The following is a 19,918-nucleotide window of genomic DNA, read 5'->3' as shown; positions in this document are numbered from 1 at the left end:
GTAGAGGGGGAAGTTCGCTAAGAAAGGGGAACTTCCCAAATAATTTTTAACCCTCGAGGTAGCGCGGGTTGAATCAGACAGAGTCCGCCGTGGCGGCGCGCCCGACTTTTCAGGTTATCCAACCCGGAACGCCTAGTAACTGCAGGGTCAAGACCATGACCATCATCGGTTACCTCTACGCGAATAGAACCATTAGTACCCATCCCGTTAATGGTTACCACTACCTGGGCCGAGGAGGCTCCCGCATGGCGCGCCGTATTAGACAAAGTTTCGCGCACCACCGCTACCACGTCATCAGAAATATCGTGGCTAAGTCGCTGATCGACTTCCTCAATCAAAATTTCTTCCCGAGAAGGATCAGCAGAGGAAAGCGTTTCGCCATCGATATCTAAAACGAAGGAGGGCGCAAATCCCAGAAGCCGGCGGGCTAGAGAGGCTTCCCGGCGCAAACGCTCAACCAAATCTACTGCTGCGTCCGGTTCTCGCAGATTATGAACGATAGCACGAATCTGTTTCACCGAATCATCGACACTGGCCAGAGCATCTTGCATCAGGGATTCGGCGTGCGCAGAATCCAGATTAGCGCCACTAGCGAAAGCTGCGCGGATGCGTTCCAACTGCATGCCAGTGGCAAAAAGTTGCTGAATTGCCAGGTCGTGAAGATCTTCACCGATTTTGGCGCGCTCATCTAGCAACGTAGCAATATCGGCAGCATGTTTAGCCCCGGCAATCTCTAGAGCCAAAGCCGCCTGAGTTGCAACCTGTTCCGCCATTTCTAATACCGCCGGATCAAACTCCGGTTTTTCCGGCAGGCGCAGCAGCAACAAAACTCCAATGGCGTGGGAACCAGCTAGTAAAGGAGCATAAAGTGCCGCCCCGAACCGAGCTAACTCCGGCACCCGCATAGTGGTTGCCCGCGCTAGCGAATCAACGATTAAACCTTGACCTTCTGCCAGTACCGTGCGCGCCCGCCCGTGGGGAGGAAAGGTCACCCCGATCAGGTCTGAAGCAGCGTATCCAGAAGCAATCTCGCACACCCAGGAATCACCCACCGAGGGGAGTACCAGCAGTGCCGTATCCGCGTCCGCTACCTCCCGCACCGATTTCGCGATGAACTGTAGCGCGTCCTCTTCCTCAGTTCCCTCTAATAAAATTGTCGTGAGCTGCTGAGATACCCGGGTCCAGCGTTCGCGGGAACGTGAAACTTCGTAAAGGCGAGAATTTTCTACCGCCACCGCCGCCAGGGTAGCTAGCGCCGATACGTACGCTAAGTCCTGCTGGCGGTAGCCACCGGGTCGGTTGCACAGATAGAGGCGCCCGTAGACCTGTTCGTGGATACGCAGCGGTACCCCCAAAAACGACACCATTTCCGGGTGTGTAGGCGGGTATCCGGTGAAACGAGGGTCGGAATGCAAATCGTTAGAGATAATACCGTTATTCACCGGGATTGCCCCGATTATTCCCCGACCGATCGGGGGGTCTCCCAGAGATTCGTACTCGGCGGCACTCAAACCGTGGATATAAAAAGCGCTGGTTTCTCCGCGAGAACCCAGGATAGATAATGCCCCGTAGGGGGAGGAGGTAACCGCACAAGCCTGATCTACGAAAGCCTGCAAAACTTTATCTTGTTCCAGGTTTCCCATCAGCTGCAATACCGAGGAAATCAGTTGGGTACTATCTGCTGGCAGCGGTGAGTGATGCCCCGCATCGCTATTTAATACCGGGGGAATATCGATTGGTGAGGGCGCGTCAGCATTGTCTCGCCCGCTAGCTACAGAACCCGAATCAGGGAAGCTAGCGTTAGCGGAGGCGGGCAGTTCCTTAAAAGACATCTACTTGCTCCTGACGTAGGCTCCAAGCATATCCTTGGTGACTTTCCAGCAGCTCCCGATGGGTACCTTGGGCTACGAAAGTTGCCGGTTCGTCCGGGCTGCCATGCGGTTTATCCATAATGAAAACCTGATCTGCCTGGTCAAGTGGGGTGAGGCGGTGGGTAACCAGAATGACTCCCCGCTGATGATCTTCGCTGCCGGCAGTAAGTAAATCACGCAGTAGCGCATCGGCAGTTTCCGGATCTAAGTGTTCGCCCGGCTCGTCTAGAGCTAGCAGTGGAGCTTTAGCGGCTAGGGCGCGTGCCAGCAGAATGCGGCGGCGTTCCCCACCAGAAATAGTGGTTGCTCCCGAACCTAACTCGGTTTCGATACCCTCTGGTAGCGAGGAAAGCCAATCACCTAAACCGGCTTCTATCAAGAGTTCTTCGCCCTCGGAGACGGAAAGCTGACCGTTAGCCACCCGCAAGTTTTCCAAAATGGTGGTTTCGAATATATGGGCGTCCTCGGGGGTAATCACGAAATTAGCCGCCGCTTGCGTACGCGGCAGAGAAGAAATATCTACTCCGTCAATTTTCACGCTCCCAGCAACCGGTTTTAGCAGGCCAGCTAAGGTATAAAGCAGCGTGGTTTTCCCAATGCCAGACTGACCCACAATCGCCAGGTGATCCCCGGGAGCCAGGCGCAGATTAATCTCGTCAGCCACCACCGGACCGCCCGGCCAGCCGATAGCCAAATCCTTGGCTTCTAAAATGCTGGGTTCGCTCGGCTTGCAGTTTTCCGTCAACACTTCTTCGGTTTCTTCAGCAGCTTTTACTTGCTCTTCCGGAGGCAACATATTCATGATTCGCACGGCGGAAGTCGCTGAAATCACCAACTGTTGGGCGGCAGAACCTAGCTGGGAGGTACCCTCGAAAGCAGAAAGGGGAGTAAGCGCCAACACTGCCAGCATCACCTCGGGGATTGATTGATCATTGACCGCAAAAATCCCGAAATAAGCCGCCATAATCACCGACATCAGCATGCCGAATACGTCGATAGCGGCCGCCCAAGCTGCAGGTTTCGCGGTGGCATCTTTCGCGTCATACAGTTGATCTTCTAAATCGGATAGGCCCGCAAGCACCTGCTGGGTTTGCCCGTCAACTGTGATTTGAGCAGCGCCATCAACAATGGTCATTGCCACTTCCGAAATGTGGGCGCGACTCTCGGTTTCCCGGTGTTGGGCAATCCGGGTAGAGCGAATAGTAAATAACGGTCCCACCACTCCCGACAGCAGCAATCCCAGGGTTAAGAACAGTCCGGCGCGCCAATCTACTAGCGAAATTCCCACTACCGTAATTACCCCCACGATAGTGGCTACCATTGCCGGCAGCAGACTTTTGACTACGAAATCGCCGATATTATCAACATCGGTTCCCATCCGGTCGAGAATATCTCCGCGGCGCAGGCTGGCAATGCGGGCAGTATCGGAATGTGAAAGCGTCTTGTATAGGTTAGTGCGCAGGGTGGTCATTCCGGAAACCCCCAACTGGTGGGAGGCAAGGCGCTCTAAATAGCGGAAGACTGCTTTCGAAATCCCGAAGAAACGCACCGATACCACTGCTACCTCTAGGTAGAGGACGGGCGGCATTTGCGAGGCGCGCGCAATCAACCAGGCGGCAGTCGCCCCCAGAGCAATTGAAGCGCCCAATCCGGCAGCACCCAAAAAACAGGCGAGGAACAAAGTTCCCGGTTTAAGTTCCAAAAGTTTAATCGCCCGCTTAAGTGCCTGGCGTTCCTGAGCAGTAATAAACCAAGTCTTCATTTATTCCAACCCCCGGGTCGAACCTAAGAATTCAGGAATCTCCGCCTCACTGGCTATGGCTGCCTGCGGCTGGCTATCGCGATATTCCTCGGCCTCCTCAGCGGTAAAGGGCACCGAGGAAATCCGCACTACCTGGTCTGCGATCTGGGCAAGTTCTTTGCGGTGAGCAATTAAAACTACGGTTTTTCCCGCATCCTTTAGCTGCTGGACAACTTGGGCGACCTGGGCAACCAAATGCGCATCTAGGTGGGCAGAAGGCTCATCCAGGGCGATTAACTGTTTAGTAGACAGTAACGCTCGTACTAGGGCGAGGCGTTGGCGCTGACCTACCGACAGGCCTTCCCCGCCGGCGCGTAAGAAAGTGTTCCAGCCGTCTGGTAGCTTCGCTACTACCTCGGCAAAACCTGCGAGATTAGCAGCTCGCTGCACCTGCTCGCCAGGTTCGCCATGCGGAAATAATTCCTTCAGGTGGGCGGGGCTCTCCGCAATATTTTGGGCTAAAGTTCCCGGCAAAAGTAGCGGCATCTGCGGTAGCCAAGAGGTTTGCTCCCACCAAGAATCCGGGGAAACCTCATCTAAATCCAGGGTTTTGCCAGAGGCAGCGGTGAGGGTAATAGTGCCGCGGTCACAGGAGAGCTGTTTTAATAACGCCATCACGGTAGTGGTTTTACCTTCGCCAGATTTGCCCACTAAGGCGGTGATTGTAGCTGGTTTAATCACCATATTTACGGCGTTGGGTGCCCAAGCTCCCCGCGAACGCATCCCCAGATCCTTAATGGTAATAGTGGTTTCTTCTAGCTTAGGAGCCGGTTTATCACCCCCGGTAGCCGGGGGAGTTTCCAAGATTTCGAAGGCAGATTGGGAGGCCGAAAGCCCATCGGCGGAGGCGTGGAAGAATTTTCCGACTTCCCGCACCGGTGCGTACACCTCGGGAGCCAGCATAATCGCAATTAGTCCGGTGTAGAGGTCGAGGCCGCCAACCACCATCCGCAAGCCTACGGTGACCGCCACGATTGCTACCGAAAGAATCGAAATGAACTCCAGGACGGCACCTGACAGGAAGGCGATCCGTAAAGTCGCCATCGTGGTTTGGGTATAGGTTTTCCCAATGGAGGAAATCTGTTTTTCCGGACCGCGATGCCTGCCCAGGCTCTTTAAAGTGGCTAAACCGGCAACTAAATCGAGCAGTTGCCGCCCCAAATGCTGCATAGTGGCCAAGCGGCGATCCGAGGCAGTCTGGGTCATCAGCCCGATAATCACCATAAATATCGGAATCAGAGGAATAGTTATGATCGCTACCAGTGCTGACCAAAAATCCATAAATGCCATTACCAGTAGCACCAGGGGAGTTACCGTGACCGCCAAGATTAGTTGCGGAATATAGTCCACGAAATAAGGACCGAGTTTTTCTAGACCGCGGGTAGCTAGCGTTACCGTGTCGGTACCTTTACGTGCCAGCCAACGCGGACCGAGTTTTAAACAATGAGCCAGTACCCGCCCACGCAATTCTCGAATCGCTTTCTTGGCAGCCCGATGTTGATGGTAGGAACGGAAATAGGTGAGCGCTAGCCGCGCCAGGGAAACAATCGCTAACCAAAAAGCAAAGTGGGCGACTTGACCCCAGGACTGGCGCAAAGATATCACTGGAGAAATTAAGGCTGCAATCAGAAAGCATTGGGCGATTACTAGACCTGCTTGCATAATGCCGGTAACTGCGGTGATGGCAATGGCGACCCGCGCAGACTTAGCATATTTCAGCAGTTTCGGATCAAGTGGTTTCAAAACAAGTGTCCTCCGTGCAATTAATGGGACTATTTTCCCACAGGAACCTGAAAACTCTAAACCTTGTTCATCGAGTAGTCGTTGCTTACGCGTGGGAGAAGGATTTCTTCTCCCACGCTCATTCCAGGTCTGGGTGAAAAAAGCGCTCGGGGGACCCCGGTGAACCTTGCTTCGCTCGGCTCAAGCCCCCTCTCGCATCTTTTTTCACCCAGACCGGTTACCCGGGTGTGGGGGCTAGGTTTTATCCGAGTGGGTGCGGTGGGCATAAGAATTCAGAAAACGTCGCTACGTTTTCTGAATTCTTGGGCGGGAGGAAAAACCTAGCCCCCGCGCCTTCTTTCCGAGTACTTTTTCTGGCCCAGACCTTCTATGAGGTCAATAGTCGCGGGGGTAAAAATAGTGTTGGCCTTGGCTATTCAGCCAAGGCCAACACTATTTATTTAGTTTTTATTGTTCGGCATCTAGTTGGGAGTTACCTGATAGGTGCCGATTATTTGCCTAGCTTTCCGCGAGGAAAGAAGCACCCTGACGAATCTTGTCCCAGGGGACACCCGGGTTTTCGTCCAGATCCTCAAGAGTAATCTTCAGTGGCATCCGCGTGTAGCTCCAGTAGGTGTAACCCAAAACGATGGGTACCACTACCAGCGCGATCACTAGCATAATCGCCAAAGTGGACTGCGAAGAGGAAGCATCCCAGATAGTCAGAGAGAACTCTGGCTTGATGGAAGACTTCATTGCGTTGGGTGCCATCGCGGTAAAGATCCACGCTACTGCCCCAGCGATTCCGACGGAGTGGGCGAGCAAGGTACCCCATTCGGAGCCGCGAAGAGCCATCAACACCGCGGCGACAAATGCCAAGGCGGCAATGATCAGCGGGATCCAAGCCATGGCTTGGGAGGCGTACAGGAATTGACCCCAAAGCGCAGCTACGGCAACCAACACGGTGTCCGCAATCGCGAACTTGCCGAGTAGGTTCTTAGCGCGGTTCTGTACTTCACCAGTGGTGCGTAGCGCCAAGAAAGCCAGACCCTGAGTAGCGAATACCAGCGCTAGCATGACCCCACCGGCAATGGTGTAGGGGGTTAGCAGCGAGAGGAACACACTACCGGCAGGAGCGCCCTGTGAAGTGAAGTTGTGGACGTGCTTGCTGAGGTCAGCAGCTCCCGCCACGGCTTCACCCGGGGTGTTGTATTGGGTAATCGCAATGTTCATGCCCTGAACCAGGTTGGCAAAGGCTACGCCGAACAGAATCGGAACTAGCCAAGCCACAATGGTCTGCCAGCTGTCCCAGCGACCCCGCCAAGCAGCCGAAGCTACTTTGGTGCGCCACTCAATCGCGCAAATACGGATGATTAAGCAGAACAGGATCAAGAATAGCGCTAGGTACATTCCGGAGAACATGGTGGCATACCATTCCGGGAAGGCGGCGAAAGTGGCGCCCCCGGCAGTTAGCAACCAAACCTCGTTACCATCCCAAACCGGACCAAAGGTTTTTTGTACCTGAGAGCGTTCCCGGTCAGTCTTGGCTACCATCGGCATGACCATGCCGGCGCCTACCCCGAATCCTTCCAGTACCAGATAGCCAGTCCACAGGACGGCGATCAGGATGAACCAAATAACTTGTAGAATAGTCATCTCTTCGATCTCCTATCTGACCTAGTAAGCAAAGCTTAGGTTCTTGCCAGCATCCTCGCCGTGTACCGCCTTTTCATTGGCAGTGACGTGGATACCTTCCTTAACGTAACGCTTGATCAACAGGAACCAGACGATGCCTAGTGCCAAGTAGATCAGCGTGAAGCCCAACATGGTAACCAGTACCTGCCAGGCGGGGACGGCGAACGAAAGCCCATGCTCGGTAAGCATAAATACCGAGGAACCATCAACTTGCATATCTGTCGGGTGCACGATGAACGGCTGACGACCCCATTCGGTGAATAGCCAGCCGAAGGTGGTAGCCAGGTAGGGCATCGGCAAGCACCAAATAGCGAACTTGCCCAATCCGGTGGACTTAGAAATCTTGCCGTTCTTGGTGGCAATCAGACCCCAAATCGCCAGGATTGCCGAGAAGATGCCGAATAGCATCATCAGGCGGAAGCTCCAGAAGCTGAAGATAATGTTCGGGCTGAAATCAACCGGCTGGGACTGCATATCGTAGCCACGCTGGCTGAGAATCTCCGAGAACACGGAGCCGTATTGCTGGTTCAAAGTATCCAGACCCTCTACCTTTCCGGTAAAGGAGTTGGTAGCCATGAAGGAGTAAACCCCGGGAACTTCGCCAATCTTGGAGATTTGATCGCATTTAGCGTCTAGCGGTCCGAAAGCGGCAATAGTAAAGGGCGCGCCTTCTCCAGCGTTCGGAGTCTCACATAGAGCCTCCGCGGCAGCCATCTTGGCCGGCTGGTGCTTGGCAACCAGCTGACCTTGTATGTGTCCGGTGACTGCGGTTAGCAGACCACCAATAATCATGACCAGCATGCCGAAGCGGGCGATTGGACGCCAAATATCACGAGCCTCGGTTTCGGCGCCGGCATTGGCAGAGCGAACCATCCACCAAATAGCAATACCGGCAACGAAGGTGCCAACCAGTAGCCAAGAGGTAGTTAGAACGTGAGTGTAGGCCGCCCACAATACCGGGTTAAGCAGTACCTGGAAGAATCCAGCCAGACCGTCCAACTGCGCACGGCCGGTTTCCGGATCAAAGGTTGCCCCTACCGGGTGCTGCATCCAGGAGTTTGCCCCGATAATCCAGAGAGCTGAAGTGTTAACCCCGACAAAGACCAGCCAGGCGCACGTAAGGTGTGCCTTCTTAGATAGCCGGCCCCAGCCGAAGATCCACAGACCCAGGAAGGTGGACTCCATAAAGAAGGAGATTAGAGCCTCGCACGCTAGCGGCGCACCGAAGATGTCGCCTACAAAGCGGGAGTACTCTGACCAGTTCATGCCGAACTGGAATTCTTGCACGATACCGGTGGCTACACCGAGTGCAAAGTTAATTAGGAACAGTTTCCCAAAGAACCGTGTCGCCTTCAGCCAATATTCCTCGCCGGTCTTGTGCCATTTCGTTTGCATAATGGCAACTAGGAGGGACATGCCGATGGTGAACGGAACCAGGATGAAATGGTAGACGGTAGTAATACCGAACTGCCATCGCGCCAACATGGTGGCATCTAATGCTGTTGAAGCAATAGTCATTCTGCTCGCCTTTCCGTTTCTAGTCGGTTTATGAAGTCGCTGCCCCCTATGAACTTGTTCAGGCGAAGTCCATAGTGACAACGTTGTCACTTACAGTAGCTCGTTTTTCAGGCGGTCGCTAAGAAATTCCCAGGATTCCCTAAGAATTTCCCCTGTTTTACGACAGAATTAAGAAATATGGAATAATGATTGTGGATGGTTTCTGCCGTCGCACTACGGAGGAAACCAGCCCAGAGGGACTATTTTCCTAGGAAAACTCTCTGGCGTGGGATAAATATGTTCGCGTAACCAAGGGCTTCCGTCCTAGAGGACGGCGTAATATAGGGGACTTGTCGGTGCGGGCGTGTCCAGGTGAGATCAGTGGTGAAAGACCCAAATAATAACGAAACAGAATCTAATCAAAATAGTGGAGCGGCGCTTTTTTCTGGGCCGGCTTTTTCGGCTCCGAAGAAAATAGAATCCTCTCCGGTGGCTCCCGCTCAGATTACTGCGGCTCCGGCTTTTGGGGCTCCTATGTTTGCGGCGGCTCCGGTTCCGGAAGTACACGTTGACGAGGACGTAACTCGTGAACAGGAAACAACTTCAAAGCGCAAGGGCAGGAAAAAGGGCGAAGACAACAACGATAAGAAAAGTAAAACCGGTAAAGGTAAAGGCGAGAAAAAGACGCGCAGCGCCAAAAAATCCCGTAAAGACCAGGACACTGCCGGCGATAACGGTTCCGGTGATAACCAGAAACAATCTCGCACCAAAGAGGCTTCTGCCTCGAAAGATAGCTCGGAGAATGGCGAATCCCAGGCGGCGCGGGCAACGCAAGAGGAAACTGAAACCAGTGGTAGCCACCGGCGGCGTCGGCGCCGCACGCGTGGTAATGCGGAAGCTGTCGACCAGATTGAGCAGGTCAAAGGGTCAACGCGCCTAGAAGCGAAGAAGCAGCGTCGCCGGGAGGGACGCCGCGAGGGACGCCGCCCCAAGATCATTACCGAATCTGAATATTTAGCGCGGCGCGAAGCGGTAGATCGCACGATGTTAATCCGCTCTAAAGACGGACTAAACCAGATTGCGGTTCTTGAGGACAACGTACTGGTTGAGCACTATGTGTCCCGGCATACCCAAACCACTATGGTGGGCTCGGTTTATCGCGGAAAAGTGCAAAACGTGTTGCCCTCTATGGAGGCAGCTTTCGTTGATTTAGGGCGCGGACGTAATGCGGTGCTTTACGCCGGGGAAGTCAATTGGGACGTCGCCGGGATGAAGGGTCGGCCACGCCGGATTGAAGAAGCCTTAAAATCTGGCGATTCGATTACCGTGCAAGTAACTAAAGATCCGATTGGACACAAGGGTGCGCGACTTACTTCCCAAGTAACCCTGCCAGGACGTTTCTTGGTGCTGGTGCCGGGGGGATCAATGACCGGAATTTCCCGGAAACTTCCCGAGGGGGAGCGGCGCCGCCTCAAGAAATTATTGAAAGTGATTGTGCCCAAGGACTTCGGGGTAATCATTAGGACGGCCGCCGAAGGCGCCAGTGAAGAGCAACTGCGCCAAGATGTGCAGCGTCTGCAAAGACAGTGGGAAAAAATCGAAAAGAACGCCGCGTCCTCCAAATCGGCACCCTACCTATTGCATGGAGAGCCGGAACTTGCCTTGCGGGTGGTACGTGACGTGTTCAATGAAGATTTCCAAAAGCTGATTGTGCAAGGCAAGGAAACTTATCGTCAAGTTGATTCCTATGTGGAAGAGTTCGCTCCCGATCTGCGCGATCGGGTGGAACAGTGGGTGAGCAGTGACGATATTTTTGCCGCGCACCGGGTAGATGAACAGCTGGCTAAAGGCATGGATCGGAAAGTGTGGTTGCCGTCAGGCGGCTACCTGATTATTGACCGTACCGAAGCGATGACGGTCATTGACGTTAACACCGGGAAATACACTGGTTCCGGGGGTACTTTAGAAGAAACCGTTACCCGCAACAACTTAGAATCCGCCGAGGAAATCGTGCGTCAGCTGCGACTGCGTGATATCGGGGGAATCGTGGTTATTGACTTTGTCGATATGGTGCTGGAATCCAACCGGGATTTGGTTTTGCGGCGGCTAGTAGAATGCCTAGGGCGAGATCGTACCCGCCACCAGGTCACGGAAGTTACTTCCCTAGGTCTGGTGCAAATGACCCGCAAGCGGGTAGGAGAAGGGCTGGTAGAGGCATTTTCTACTCCTTGTGAGCATTGCGAGGGACGCGGGTTTATTGTGCACTCGGAACCGGTAGAAAACGGAGAGAATAGCGACGAAAATTTGCGTTCTCAGGGGCAAAAACGCGAGGCGAGAAACGAGAAACGCGCAAAAACCGATTCTAAGAACCGGGCATCAATGGCGAAAGTAGCGGCAGCTGCCAGCAAGGCTCATGAGGACAAACCCCAAAGTCAACAGGGGGATACCGATAATACCCGGCATTCTTTAGCTAAAGAGCCAGCTAGCCCGGTGAATGAAAAGGAGCGGAAAGAATCGGTTCCTCATCCGCAGGAAAACGCTGAAGCTGTGCAAGAAGTAGCCACCCCCCAAAAAGATGCGGTAAAAGATACTTTTGAACAGCACATAAATCCAGAAGAATCACCAGAAGATGTTCGCGGAAGTGAGGTCGTTGCCAAAGCGCCTCGCATGGCCGCCACTTCCGGGACGGTTACGCACTCTTCTGAGAGCGCGGTGATGACTATTCAAAGTGCGGGTGCCGTCAAGGCGGTGAGCTTGGAACAGCTTGGTGCAGGTGCTCCTACCTGGGAAAAGAAGACGGAGTCCGGTGAAGATAATGGCGGGGAAACCCCCAGGCGTCACGCCGCAGTAACCGCTTAAAAATCTGATTTTTTCTCCCGCTGACTTCCTCGGTCAGCGGGAGAAAAACAATTTTCGGGTAACTCCACCTCTCTAAAGAATCTCACAATGTGGGTATTTTTGTCCGACAGGTGATAGGTGGGGCTATTTTGGCTCTAAGCAATTGCGCTTCGACAATTGTTTGTCCCGTCTATAAGGAGTTGAGATGTCTGAACAGGTTTCGCAGCCTACTGCGTCCAATAAGACCAGCCGACAGTCATGGGGGACACAATACGGATTCCTGATTGCGGCGATTGGGTCTGCGATCGGTTTGGGAAACATTTGGCGTTTCCCCGGTGTTGCCTATACCAATGGCGGTGGCGCTTTTATTGTTCCCTATCTGATCGCCCTACTAGCTATCGGGCTGCCGATGCTGATGCTGGACTACGCGATTGGTCACAAGTTCCGGGGCTCACCTCCGCTGGCGCTAGCCAGGGTAAACCGGCGTACCGAAGCCGTAGGTTGGTGGCAGGTCGGGGTATGTTTCTTCATTGTGGTCTACTATGCGGCCATTATTGCCTGGGCGCTGCGTTACACCGTGTTTTCTTTTACCCGCGCCTGGGGGAATGATCCGGCAAAATTCTTTTCCGATAAGTTCCTGCAGGCTCAGGACACTACTTCCATCTCGCTGACCCCCGTGTGGGGAATAGCGATTCCGCTAATCATCGTGTGGGTAGTCACTATCGTGTTAATCGCCCTCGGGGTTTCGCGGGGCATCGAGTGGATTACCAAAATCTGTATTCCGTTATTGGTGGTGCTATTTGTTGCCATGGTAATCAAGGCGCTAACCTTGCCGGGCGCAACCGATGGGTTAAACAAGTTCTTTACCCCAGATTGGAGCGCCCTCTGGAATGGGAAAGTGTGGATTGCAGCAGTTGCCCAAATCTTCTACTCCCTGTCAGTAGGGTTCGGGATTATGATGACATACGCCTCCTACCTCAAGAAACGCTCAAACTTGACCGGTACCGGTCTGGTTGCTGGCTTCGCCAACTCTTCTTTTGAGGTGCTTGCGGGTATCGGAGTGTTCGCCACCTTGGGGTATATGGCGCATCTGCAGGGAACTTCAGTTGACAAACTGGAAAATATCACCGGGGTGTCGCTGTCTTTTATTACTTTCCCGCAAATCATTAACGAGATGCCCGGTGGATCCATTTTCGGGGCGCTATTCTTCGCCTCTTTGGTGTTGGCTGGGGTAACCTCCATGGTTTCTTTGGTGCAGGTAGTAGCGGGGGCTTTCCAAGATAAGATTGGTTGGACCTCCAAACAGGCTTCGGTGATTCTGGGGGTGATCCTCGCGATTGTCTCAGTATTCTTCTTTGGTACTACCACGGGGCTCGCGGCCCTGGACACGGTTGATAACTACATCAACACCATCGGGGTGGTTGGCGCGGCGCTGTCGCTATGCGTGATTGTTACAGTGGTAACTCCTTCGCTGCGTTCCTTGCGGATTCACCTGAACGTTACTTCTGCGGTCAAAGCCGGCAAGTGGTGGGAGGCACTGATCGGATTCGTAATCCCGGTGCTCCTAGTATTCATGCTGGTACCAAACCTAGTGGATCTGATTTCTCACGGCTATGGCGATTATCCGCGCTGGTGGACAAATACCTTCGGCTGGGGAATGTTGGGGATTCTTTTGGTGTTCTCAGTGATAATGCCCCGTTTGAAGTGGCATAAGAGCGCCGAGATTTCCCCCTCGTTTGACCTAGAAAACGTGGACTGGAACAAGGAGGAAGACTAGCTATGACCGGTGAAGCAATTTTGATGATGCTGGTCGCCATCTTGGTGATATGGGGCGGCCTGGTGGGGTCGGTAGTGGCGTTGCGCCGTATGGATCCGCCCTACCAAAAGGGCGAAAACTACTCGGAAACTGACTTTAACCCGCATCCAGGTCTTACCGAAGCTGACTTTATCGAAAAGGAAGCTGACAAGACCGAGGAAGCAGCTGCAGTCAGCGAAGGGTAGCAATCTCTCGGGGAATACAGGCAGGGCGCAGCGAAGGGTAGCAATCTCTCGGGGAATACAGGCAGGGCGCCAGCGATATTATTCCGCTGGCGCCCTGCCTGTTTTTGATACCCAGCTCTTCAGTTTCCCGAGTCCCGGGTTTACCCCTTACGCCCTAGTTATCTTGCGTAAAAGTTCCTAACGCTTGGCTAACCGCGTAGCAGGCAACTGCCCCCGCAGCGGCGACATTCAAAGAATCCACTCCATGACTTAACGGGATTTTCACTAACTGATCGCAGCTGGCGAGTGCCTGCTTAGTCATTCCCGGTCCTTCGGTGCCTAGTACTAAAGCAACTTTCGGCTGTTTCCCCCGCTCCACCTGGGATTGCAGGCAGGCGCAAAATTCTGGCAGAGAAATCGCTTGTTCAGATAAAGCTAGTCCGGCCACTATAAATCCCCGATTTTTCAAAGCGGAAGTATCTGGCCAAGCAGAAATCTGCGTCCAAGGCAATGAAAATACGGTTCCCATCGAAACTCTAACTGCGCGGCGATAGAGAGGATCGGCGCAATGCGGGCTGGTCAAAATGGCGTCAAAGCCCATAGCCGCTGCTGAGCGAATCGCGGCGCCAACATTGGTGTGGTCAACCAGATCCTCTAGGATTAGCACCGCCCGCGCCCCGGACAGTACTTCGTCCAGTTCCGGCAGGGCAGGGCGTTCCATCGCGGCGATAGCGCCGCGATGCATACTGAACCCGGTAAGTCGGGTCAGCTGTTCTTCCTCAGCTACAAAAATAGGAATATCGCCAGCCCGGCTTCCCAAAGTTTCCTGCAGACGTCCCAGCCAATGCCGATTGGTTAAAACCGAGCGTGGCTGATGACCGGCTGCCAAAGCGCGGGCAATCACCGAAAAACTTTCCGCCAAATATAGCCCGCGTTCGGTCTCAAAACTTTTTCGTAGGTTCACGTCCTTTAACTGGGTAAAGTCACGTACCCGCGGATCAGACAAATCATTAAGCGGAATGAGCACTCATCTATCTTATGGCTTTAAGGGGCGCGAATAGATTTCCACAGATTTCCTGGTCGGTAGTTTTCCCGGTTCCTTTATCCGCTATTCTTGCCCGCCACCGTTTGCGCGCCAAAGTAAAGAAAAGCATCAAACCTTAAGGAGTAACTATGGAAACCACCTCTCTAACTGCGTATTCGCCCGCAAAAACTAAGCTGGGAGCGCGCCTTCAAAATAGCGACCCCTTTGCCCTCTCGACCCCGGAATTCTTGGGGGAGGAGGGGGATAAAATCGTGTTGGAGATGCTAGAAGATGACCCGGATTTACCTTCCGGTCTCTATGGACCGCTGGGGTGGCTAGCAGAAACCAAAATCCCGCAAATCCTGAAAGACTATGTAGCCACCGGACAGGGAATAGGGGATTACCAGCGTTTTCATGGGCTTGACGCCGAGGGTGCGCGCAAAGTATTGGCGGCGCTCCCGCGGATAGCTTTAGCAGATCGCCAAAATGATGCCCCCACTTTACTGGCGTTTCTGAAGGCCTGTATCGCTAATCCGGGGCGGGTTTATCTTTCCGGATACCTAATCGGGTCCTCGCGTTGGGACGAACGGGTCAGTGTTGACACTATGTTCATAGTAGAAAGTTCCGCGGAAGGGATGCCAGAGCCTTCCGCGCGGCAGGCGCGAAAAATCTGGCATACCTACCAGAGCAAACTTTCCTTGGGGCAGGCCAGCGCGCCCGATGAGCTGTATAGTGCTGACCCCAGATGGGCATCTGCCGGATGGTGCCTGTGGTGGGATTAGCGATTAACATCGGTAGTAACGGTAGTTTCCGGCAGATTGTCGTCCGCTATTAAGTAACTACCTAAGCTATTAAGTAGAATCGAGGGCGTGCTATACCGATTCTTGTTTAATCATGTGATTTCGCGTTTGGATCCCGAAAAATGCCATAACGCCACTATGAAAGCGCTGTACTTAATCTCTAAGATTCCCGGATTAACCGCGCTGATTAGGATATTTTTCTCCGGATCCGTAGGTACCTTGAAGGGGGGCTGGGTCGGCAACCAGCAGGGGCTGAAATCCCTGGCCAGACCAGTTCCTGGATACCTAGGGCTGGCAGCGGGCATGGATAAAGATGCTTTAGCTCCTCTGCAATTTGGTGCCTTTGGATTCGCGTTTGTAGAGGTAGGAACGGTAACTCCCCGTCCGCAACCCGGAAATGACAAGCCGCGCCTGTGGCGGATATTGCCGCTACGCGCAGTACGTAATCGCATGGGCTTCAATAACCAGGGAGCCAAACAAATGGTGCGGCGCCTGCAGAAGCTACGCAGTACCCCAGCGGGGCGTTCCCTAATCCTAGGGGTGAATCTGGGCAAGAATAAGACCACTGAGCTTGCGCAAGCAGCAGATGATTACCGCGCTAGTGCGTTGTTGCTGGCAAAATATGCAGACTACCTGGTGATTAATGTTTCTTCGCCCAATACTCCCGGACTGCGTAGCCTGCAGGCAACTACGCAGCTGCGCGAAATCGCCGAAGCAGTTAAAACAGCAGCTCAACAAAGTGCAGGCAGAGCAGTTCCGGTATTGGTGAAGCTGGCTCCCGACCTGGAAGATACGCAAATAGTAGAACTAGCGCAAATGGTTAAAGAAGTGGGATTAGCGGGCGTAATCGCCACTAACACCACTATTAATCACGATTTTGGAGAAGGGGGAGTATCGGGTCCTCCCCTCAAAGAACGCGCCTTGCAAGTTGTGCGGCTTTTACGTTCCCGCTTAAACGAGGACTACCTAATCATCGGGTGCGGGGGAATCGAGGACGCAGCTACTGCCCGGCAGTTCCTAGATGCGGGAGCTGACCTGCTAGAGGCGCTGACTGCGGTTATCTATCAAGGTCCAGCTTTCGCTGGGAAAATAAACAAGCAGCTTAGTGCGGATCTTCCCGCCTTGCCGTTGCGTAATAACCACAAAAACTAGGGGCGAGAAAGCATATAGGCGCGAATATCGCTAGCGTACTCGCTGATATCGGGGCGCGAACCGCGCGGACCGGAAGGGCGGGGACGGCGCATCCGCCGCGGACTAGCCAGGCGCATCAAAATATAGCGGCCATTGCCTTTCTTTACCCGTTTGTCTCCATCAGTGATTTTCAACAGCGAACGGTTAATTATTATCGTGGTGATAATGGCTTCAATCAGTGCCAGCAGCAGCAATCCCCACATGGTAAATAGCAAAATCGAATTCAACTGTTGGTTGCGAGAGAACGCAATCGACAAAATCAGGAAAGCCAACACAATCGGCATAAATAACTCGCCGATAGCAAAACGGGCATCCACGAAATCGCGGATATAGCGCCGAAGCGGACCTTGATCGTTAAGGGGTAGATAACGCTCATCACCTGTGCCATCTAGCGCTTCCCGCTGTTTCTTATAGACCTCGTCACGCTGCTCCCGGCGCCGTTTACGTGCCTCTTTCTTGTCCACTACCAGCGGGCGCCGATTGCGCGCCTCGGCATCCTTGCGTTTAGGGGTGGGGCGCCCCTTGCCCGCGCCCTTTTCCTCTACCTTAGCGGTATCTTCGTCTTTACTGCTTCCAAAAAGTTTCACTCATCCAGGTTATCTAGCCGGGGCGGGCTTTGGAAATCTGTATTATTTAAGGATTTTTCGCCGAGGTAGGAACGGCTCCTTTCTCTAAGCCCGCGGTATCGGGGTACCCTGGCAATCATGAGTGATATTTCTAAAGTAAAAACAGCTTCAGAGAACATTTTTAAAGACGTGAAAAGCGAACTGACGAAACTGGTGGCTATCCCCTCCGTTTCTTCAGATTCCCGCGCGGAAGTAGAAAAATCTGCCCACCACCTGGCGGAACTATTTTCTAAGCTAGGGATGGAAACCGCGGTGAAAACCGCGCCTACCCCCGGTGGGGAAGAAGGTATGCCCGCGGTTATTGCCCGGAAAATAGTTGACCCACAGGCAAAAACAGTTTTGCTTTACGCCCACCACGATGTGCAGCCAACCGGACCGCGCGAACGCTGGAATACCGATCCCTTTGTCGCCACCGAAAAAGACGGCCGCCTCTATGGGCGCGGCACCTCGGATGATGGGGCAGGAGTGATGGTGCACTACGGGGCGCTGTTGGCTCTGGCAGATAAATGCCCAGTTAACGTGACCTGCTTTATCGAAGGCGAAGAAGAAATCGGCTCGCCCTCCTTCCGTAACTTTATTGAAAAGTACCGGGAAGATTTGGCTGCGGATGTGATTATTGTTTGCGACTCCGATAACTGGCGGGTAGGGGAACCGGCACTAACCGCTACTTTGCGGGGAGTAGCCAGTATGGATGTGAAAGTAAAAGTAATGGAAACCGCCTTGCATTCAGGAGCCTACGGCGGCCCGGTACTAGATGCGGTCACTATTGCCAGCCTTTTGCTAGCGAAATGCTTCAACCCTGACGGTAGCTTGGCAGTACCGGGTCTTGGCGGGTCTACCAGTGCAGATGTGCATTATCCCGAAGAACTATTTAAGGCAGATGCCCAGGTAGTAGACAGCTTCCAGCTAGCTGGGAAAGGCGAGTTGGCATCGCGGCTCTGGAATCAACCCTCACTTTGCGTTATCGGTTGGGATCAGCGATCCCGCGCCGAAAGCGCCAATGCCCTGGTTCCGGAAACCTGTTTGCGGCTATCACTGCGGACTGCTCCGGGTACCGACACTGCCGAATGCGCTCAGGCTTTAAGCACATTCTTAGAAGAAAACGCGCCTTTTGGAGCCGAGGTGGAAACCGAAGTTCTCGAATGCGGTCCCTCCTATCAAGCCGAGTCATCGGAGGCGGAAAAAGAAATGAAATGGGCGCTATCTAGTGCTTGGGACAAAGACGCGGTAGATATTGGTTGCGGGGGAGCAATCCCGATGACCGCCGACTTGGCACAAGTGTTCCCCGAGGCAGACATCCTGATTACCGGGGTGGAAGATCCGGCTACCAATGCCCACTCCGAGAACGAATCCCAAGATTTAGGGGACTTGCGCAATGCGATTACTGCCGAAGCGCTGTTCCTGACCCGGCTAGGCGGCCAGCTTTAAGTGCAAATAGTTCTGGCAGTAACCAGCACGGCCTCCGCTAGCGCCAAAAAGCTAGGGGAGGCCTTTAAAGCTGGATGGCTCCGGCACCAAAGCCAAGATCAACTGCAGGTTATCCCCTATTCATACAGTTATAGCGAGGTGGCAGCTAACTTCCCGCTAGCGGATATTTTCGCTGGCACGGCTGACCCAGAGCAGGCAGGTAAACGCTTAGTCGCGTCATTAAAAGCGGGAAACGATATATATCTTCCTCCCTGTCAGGCAGAACAATCCTTGCAAAGTGAATATCTGTCACCGGGGGCAATGGCTTTGGAAAACCTAGAGGAACTTCCGGATTTTCCCGCAGCTTTCATGCGGGCAGTGGCACGCGCCTACGGTAAGGAAACTGCAGACCCGCAAGTTTGGGAAAACCTGGGGCGCACCCTCGGCCGTGGGGTGGTAGTTACCGGCAGCCAAAAACCGTTATTTTCTGCCTCCGGGGTGCTGGCTACGGTGGCAAAAACCCGACCGCAGATTGCGCAAAAAACTAAAGAAAATTGGGAAGAGATACTGGGGCAGGCGCAAAAATGCGGACACCAGCGTTATCTGGGGCTGTCCAGTGCAACTGGCTTCGGAAAAGCTCAGGAAACCCAAATCGGAGCTCTGCCGGGAGGAGGGTGCGCCTTTGGGATTGGGGAACTATTAGGCAGATTGGGAGCCCGTCTGGATTTCGCGGCAGATTTCTTGGATGAGCGCACCCGTCTGCCCCAGATTTTAACGGGCGCAGATTTGCTAGTGGCGAATACCGGTGAGCTTTCCCCCTGGAATGTTTCCGGTTCGCCGTTAGAACATTTATGTGACACAGCTAGTCGCTTCGGTCTACCAATAGTGGCGATTACCAGCGAAAATAATCTGAGTAGAGCAGAGGCGTCCGAAATGGGAATCGATGGTATTTATCAGTTTCCCACCGATATTTCCGGTATGAGCCAGGCTGGACTTCGCTTAGCGCGTACCTGGTCACGATAGCCAGTAGGGGCAGGCTTGGACTAGGCTAAGGACTAGCTTACTGAAACCAGACGATAGTTATTAGGGAGAAACATGAGTGAAGAACAGGCTGAAAAAACAGCCACCCACAAAGTTACTTTGACCGAAGCCGCCACTAAGAAAGTAAAATCACTGCTAGAGCAGGAAGGACGCGATGATTTGCGGCTGCGAATTGCTGTCCAGCCAGGCGGCTGCTCCGGGCTAATTTACCAGCTCTATTTTGACGAACGGCTCCTGGATGGGGACGCAGTAGTAGAGTTCGCTCCCGGAGTAGAGGTAGTGGTCGATAAAATGTCCAACCCCTATTTAGAGGGCGCCTCTATTGACTTCTCGGATACTATCGAGCGGCAAGGCTTCACCATCGACAATCCGAACGCAGTAGGTTCTTGCGCCTGCGGCCAATCATTCCACTAAAAACAGTCAGG

General features: G+C 53.6%; 15 protein-coding genes. 8 read left to right on the top strand and 7 right to left on the bottom strand.

All coding sequences use genetic code 11. From position 1 onward, the window contains the following. Positions 1-17 precede the first annotated feature (17 nt). The 5 genes from BQ5456_RS02290 to BQ5456_RS02270 form a co-directional block, all read right to left on the bottom strand. Positions 18-1,832, bottom strand: a complete 1,815-nt coding sequence (locus BQ5456_RS02290) for a GAF domain-containing sensor histidine kinase (protein ID WP_083378307.1) — start codon at positions 1,830-1,832, stop codon at positions 18-20. Beyond that, a complete protein-coding gene (gene cydC / locus BQ5456_RS02285; protein ID WP_071128569.1) occupies positions 1,822-3,633 on the bottom strand; it encodes a thiol reductant ABC exporter subunit CydC in 1,812 nt (603 codons plus the stop codon). The genes BQ5456_RS02290 and cydC overlap by 11 nt, the downstream gene beginning before the upstream one ends. After that, complete coding sequence (gene cydD, locus BQ5456_RS02280) at positions 3,634-5,415, bottom strand: thiol reductant ABC exporter subunit CydD (protein ID WP_205407840.1); 1,782 nt, start codon at positions 5,413-5,415, stop codon at positions 3,634-3,636. Positions 5,416-5,913: 498 nt separating this feature from the next. Continuing rightward, the gene (cydB, locus tag BQ5456_RS02275; protein WP_071128567.1) at positions 5,914-7,050 is read right to left on the bottom strand and encodes a cytochrome d ubiquinol oxidase subunit II; all 1,137 of its coding nucleotides are present in this window, start codon (positions 7,048-7,050) and stop codon (positions 5,914-5,916) included. A 21-nt stretch (positions 7,051-7,071) separates the two neighbouring features. Beyond that, complete coding sequence (locus BQ5456_RS02270) at positions 7,072-8,607, bottom strand: cytochrome ubiquinol oxidase subunit I (RefSeq protein ID WP_071128566.1); 1,536 nt, start codon at positions 8,605-8,607, stop codon at positions 7,072-7,074. A gap of 513 nt (positions 8,608-9,120) precedes the next feature. On the opposite strand from BQ5456_RS02270, the gene BQ5456_RS02265 reads away from it, so the two are divergent. From BQ5456_RS02265 to BQ5456_RS02255, 3 genes are all read left to right on the top strand, one after another. Continuing rightward, positions 9,121-11,445, top strand: coding sequence for an Rne/Rng family ribonuclease (locus tag BQ5456_RS02265; protein WP_143037081.1), 2,325 nt, complete (start codon positions 9,121-9,123; stop codon positions 11,443-11,445). 184 nt (positions 11,446-11,629) lie between these two features. Continuing rightward, positions 11,630-13,201: a sodium-dependent transporter gene (locus BQ5456_RS02260; RefSeq protein ID WP_071128564.1), complete on the top strand. Its 1,572-nt coding sequence runs from the start codon at positions 11,630-11,632 to the stop codon at positions 13,199-13,201. A gap of 2 nt (positions 13,202-13,203) precedes the next feature. Next, the gene (locus BQ5456_RS02255) at positions 13,204-13,425 is read left to right on the top strand and encodes a methionine/alanine import family NSS transporter small subunit (protein ID WP_071128563.1); all 222 of its coding nucleotides are present in this window, start codon (positions 13,204-13,206) and stop codon (positions 13,423-13,425) included. A gap of 154 nt (positions 13,426-13,579) precedes the next feature. On the opposite strand, the gene BQ5456_RS02250 is transcribed toward BQ5456_RS02255, so the two are convergent. Further along, positions 13,580-14,431, bottom strand: a complete 852-nt coding sequence (locus BQ5456_RS02250; protein ID WP_071128562.1) for a TrmH family RNA methyltransferase — start codon at positions 14,429-14,431, stop codon at positions 13,580-13,582. 146 nt (positions 14,432-14,577) lie between these two features. Here BQ5456_RS02250 and BQ5456_RS02245 point away from each other — a divergent pair, with 146 nt between their 5' ends. After that, complete coding sequence (locus tag BQ5456_RS02245) at positions 14,578-15,210, top strand: hypothetical protein (protein WP_083378305.1); 633 nt, start codon at positions 14,578-14,580, stop codon at positions 15,208-15,210. Positions 15,211-15,297: 87 nt separating this feature from the next. Next, positions 15,298-16,380: a quinone-dependent dihydroorotate dehydrogenase gene (locus BQ5456_RS02240; RefSeq protein ID WP_071128561.1), complete on the top strand. Its 1,083-nt coding sequence runs from the start codon at positions 15,298-15,300 to the stop codon at positions 16,378-16,380. On the opposite strand, the gene BQ5456_RS02235 is transcribed toward BQ5456_RS02240, so the two are convergent. After that, a complete protein-coding gene (locus BQ5456_RS02235; protein WP_071128560.1) occupies positions 16,377-17,006 on the bottom strand; it encodes a DUF3043 domain-containing protein in 630 nt (209 codons plus the stop codon). The genes BQ5456_RS02240 and BQ5456_RS02235 overlap by 4 nt on opposite strands. 117 nt (positions 17,007-17,123) lie before the next feature. Between BQ5456_RS02235 and BQ5456_RS02230 the strand changes: the two genes are divergently transcribed. The 3 genes from BQ5456_RS02230 (at position 17,124) to erpA (ending at position 19,907) form a co-directional block, all read left to right on the top strand. Continuing rightward, positions 17,124-18,473 carry a M20/M25/M40 family metallo-hydrolase gene (locus BQ5456_RS02230; protein WP_071128559.1) on the top strand — a complete coding sequence of 450 codons (1,350 nt, stop codon included), beginning with the start codon at positions 17,124-17,126 and terminating at the stop codon, positions 18,471-18,473. Next, positions 18,474-19,475: a glycerate kinase gene (locus BQ5456_RS02225; RefSeq protein ID WP_071128558.1), complete on the top strand. Its 1,002-nt coding sequence runs from the start codon at positions 18,474-18,476 to the stop codon at positions 19,473-19,475. A 72-nt stretch (positions 19,476-19,547) separates the two neighbouring features. Next, complete coding sequence (erpA, locus tag BQ5456_RS02220; protein ID WP_071128557.1) at positions 19,548-19,907, top strand: iron-sulfur cluster insertion protein ErpA; 360 nt, start codon at positions 19,548-19,550, stop codon at positions 19,905-19,907. The last annotated feature ends 11 nt before the right edge of the window (positions 19,908-19,918 follow it).

Source organism: Varibaculum massiliense (assembly GCF_900106855.1).
Taxonomy (GTDB): domain Bacteria; phylum Actinomycetota; class Actinomycetes; order Actinomycetales; family Actinomycetaceae; genus Varibaculum; species Varibaculum massiliense.
This window is presented reverse-complemented; position numbering and strand designations above follow the sequence as displayed.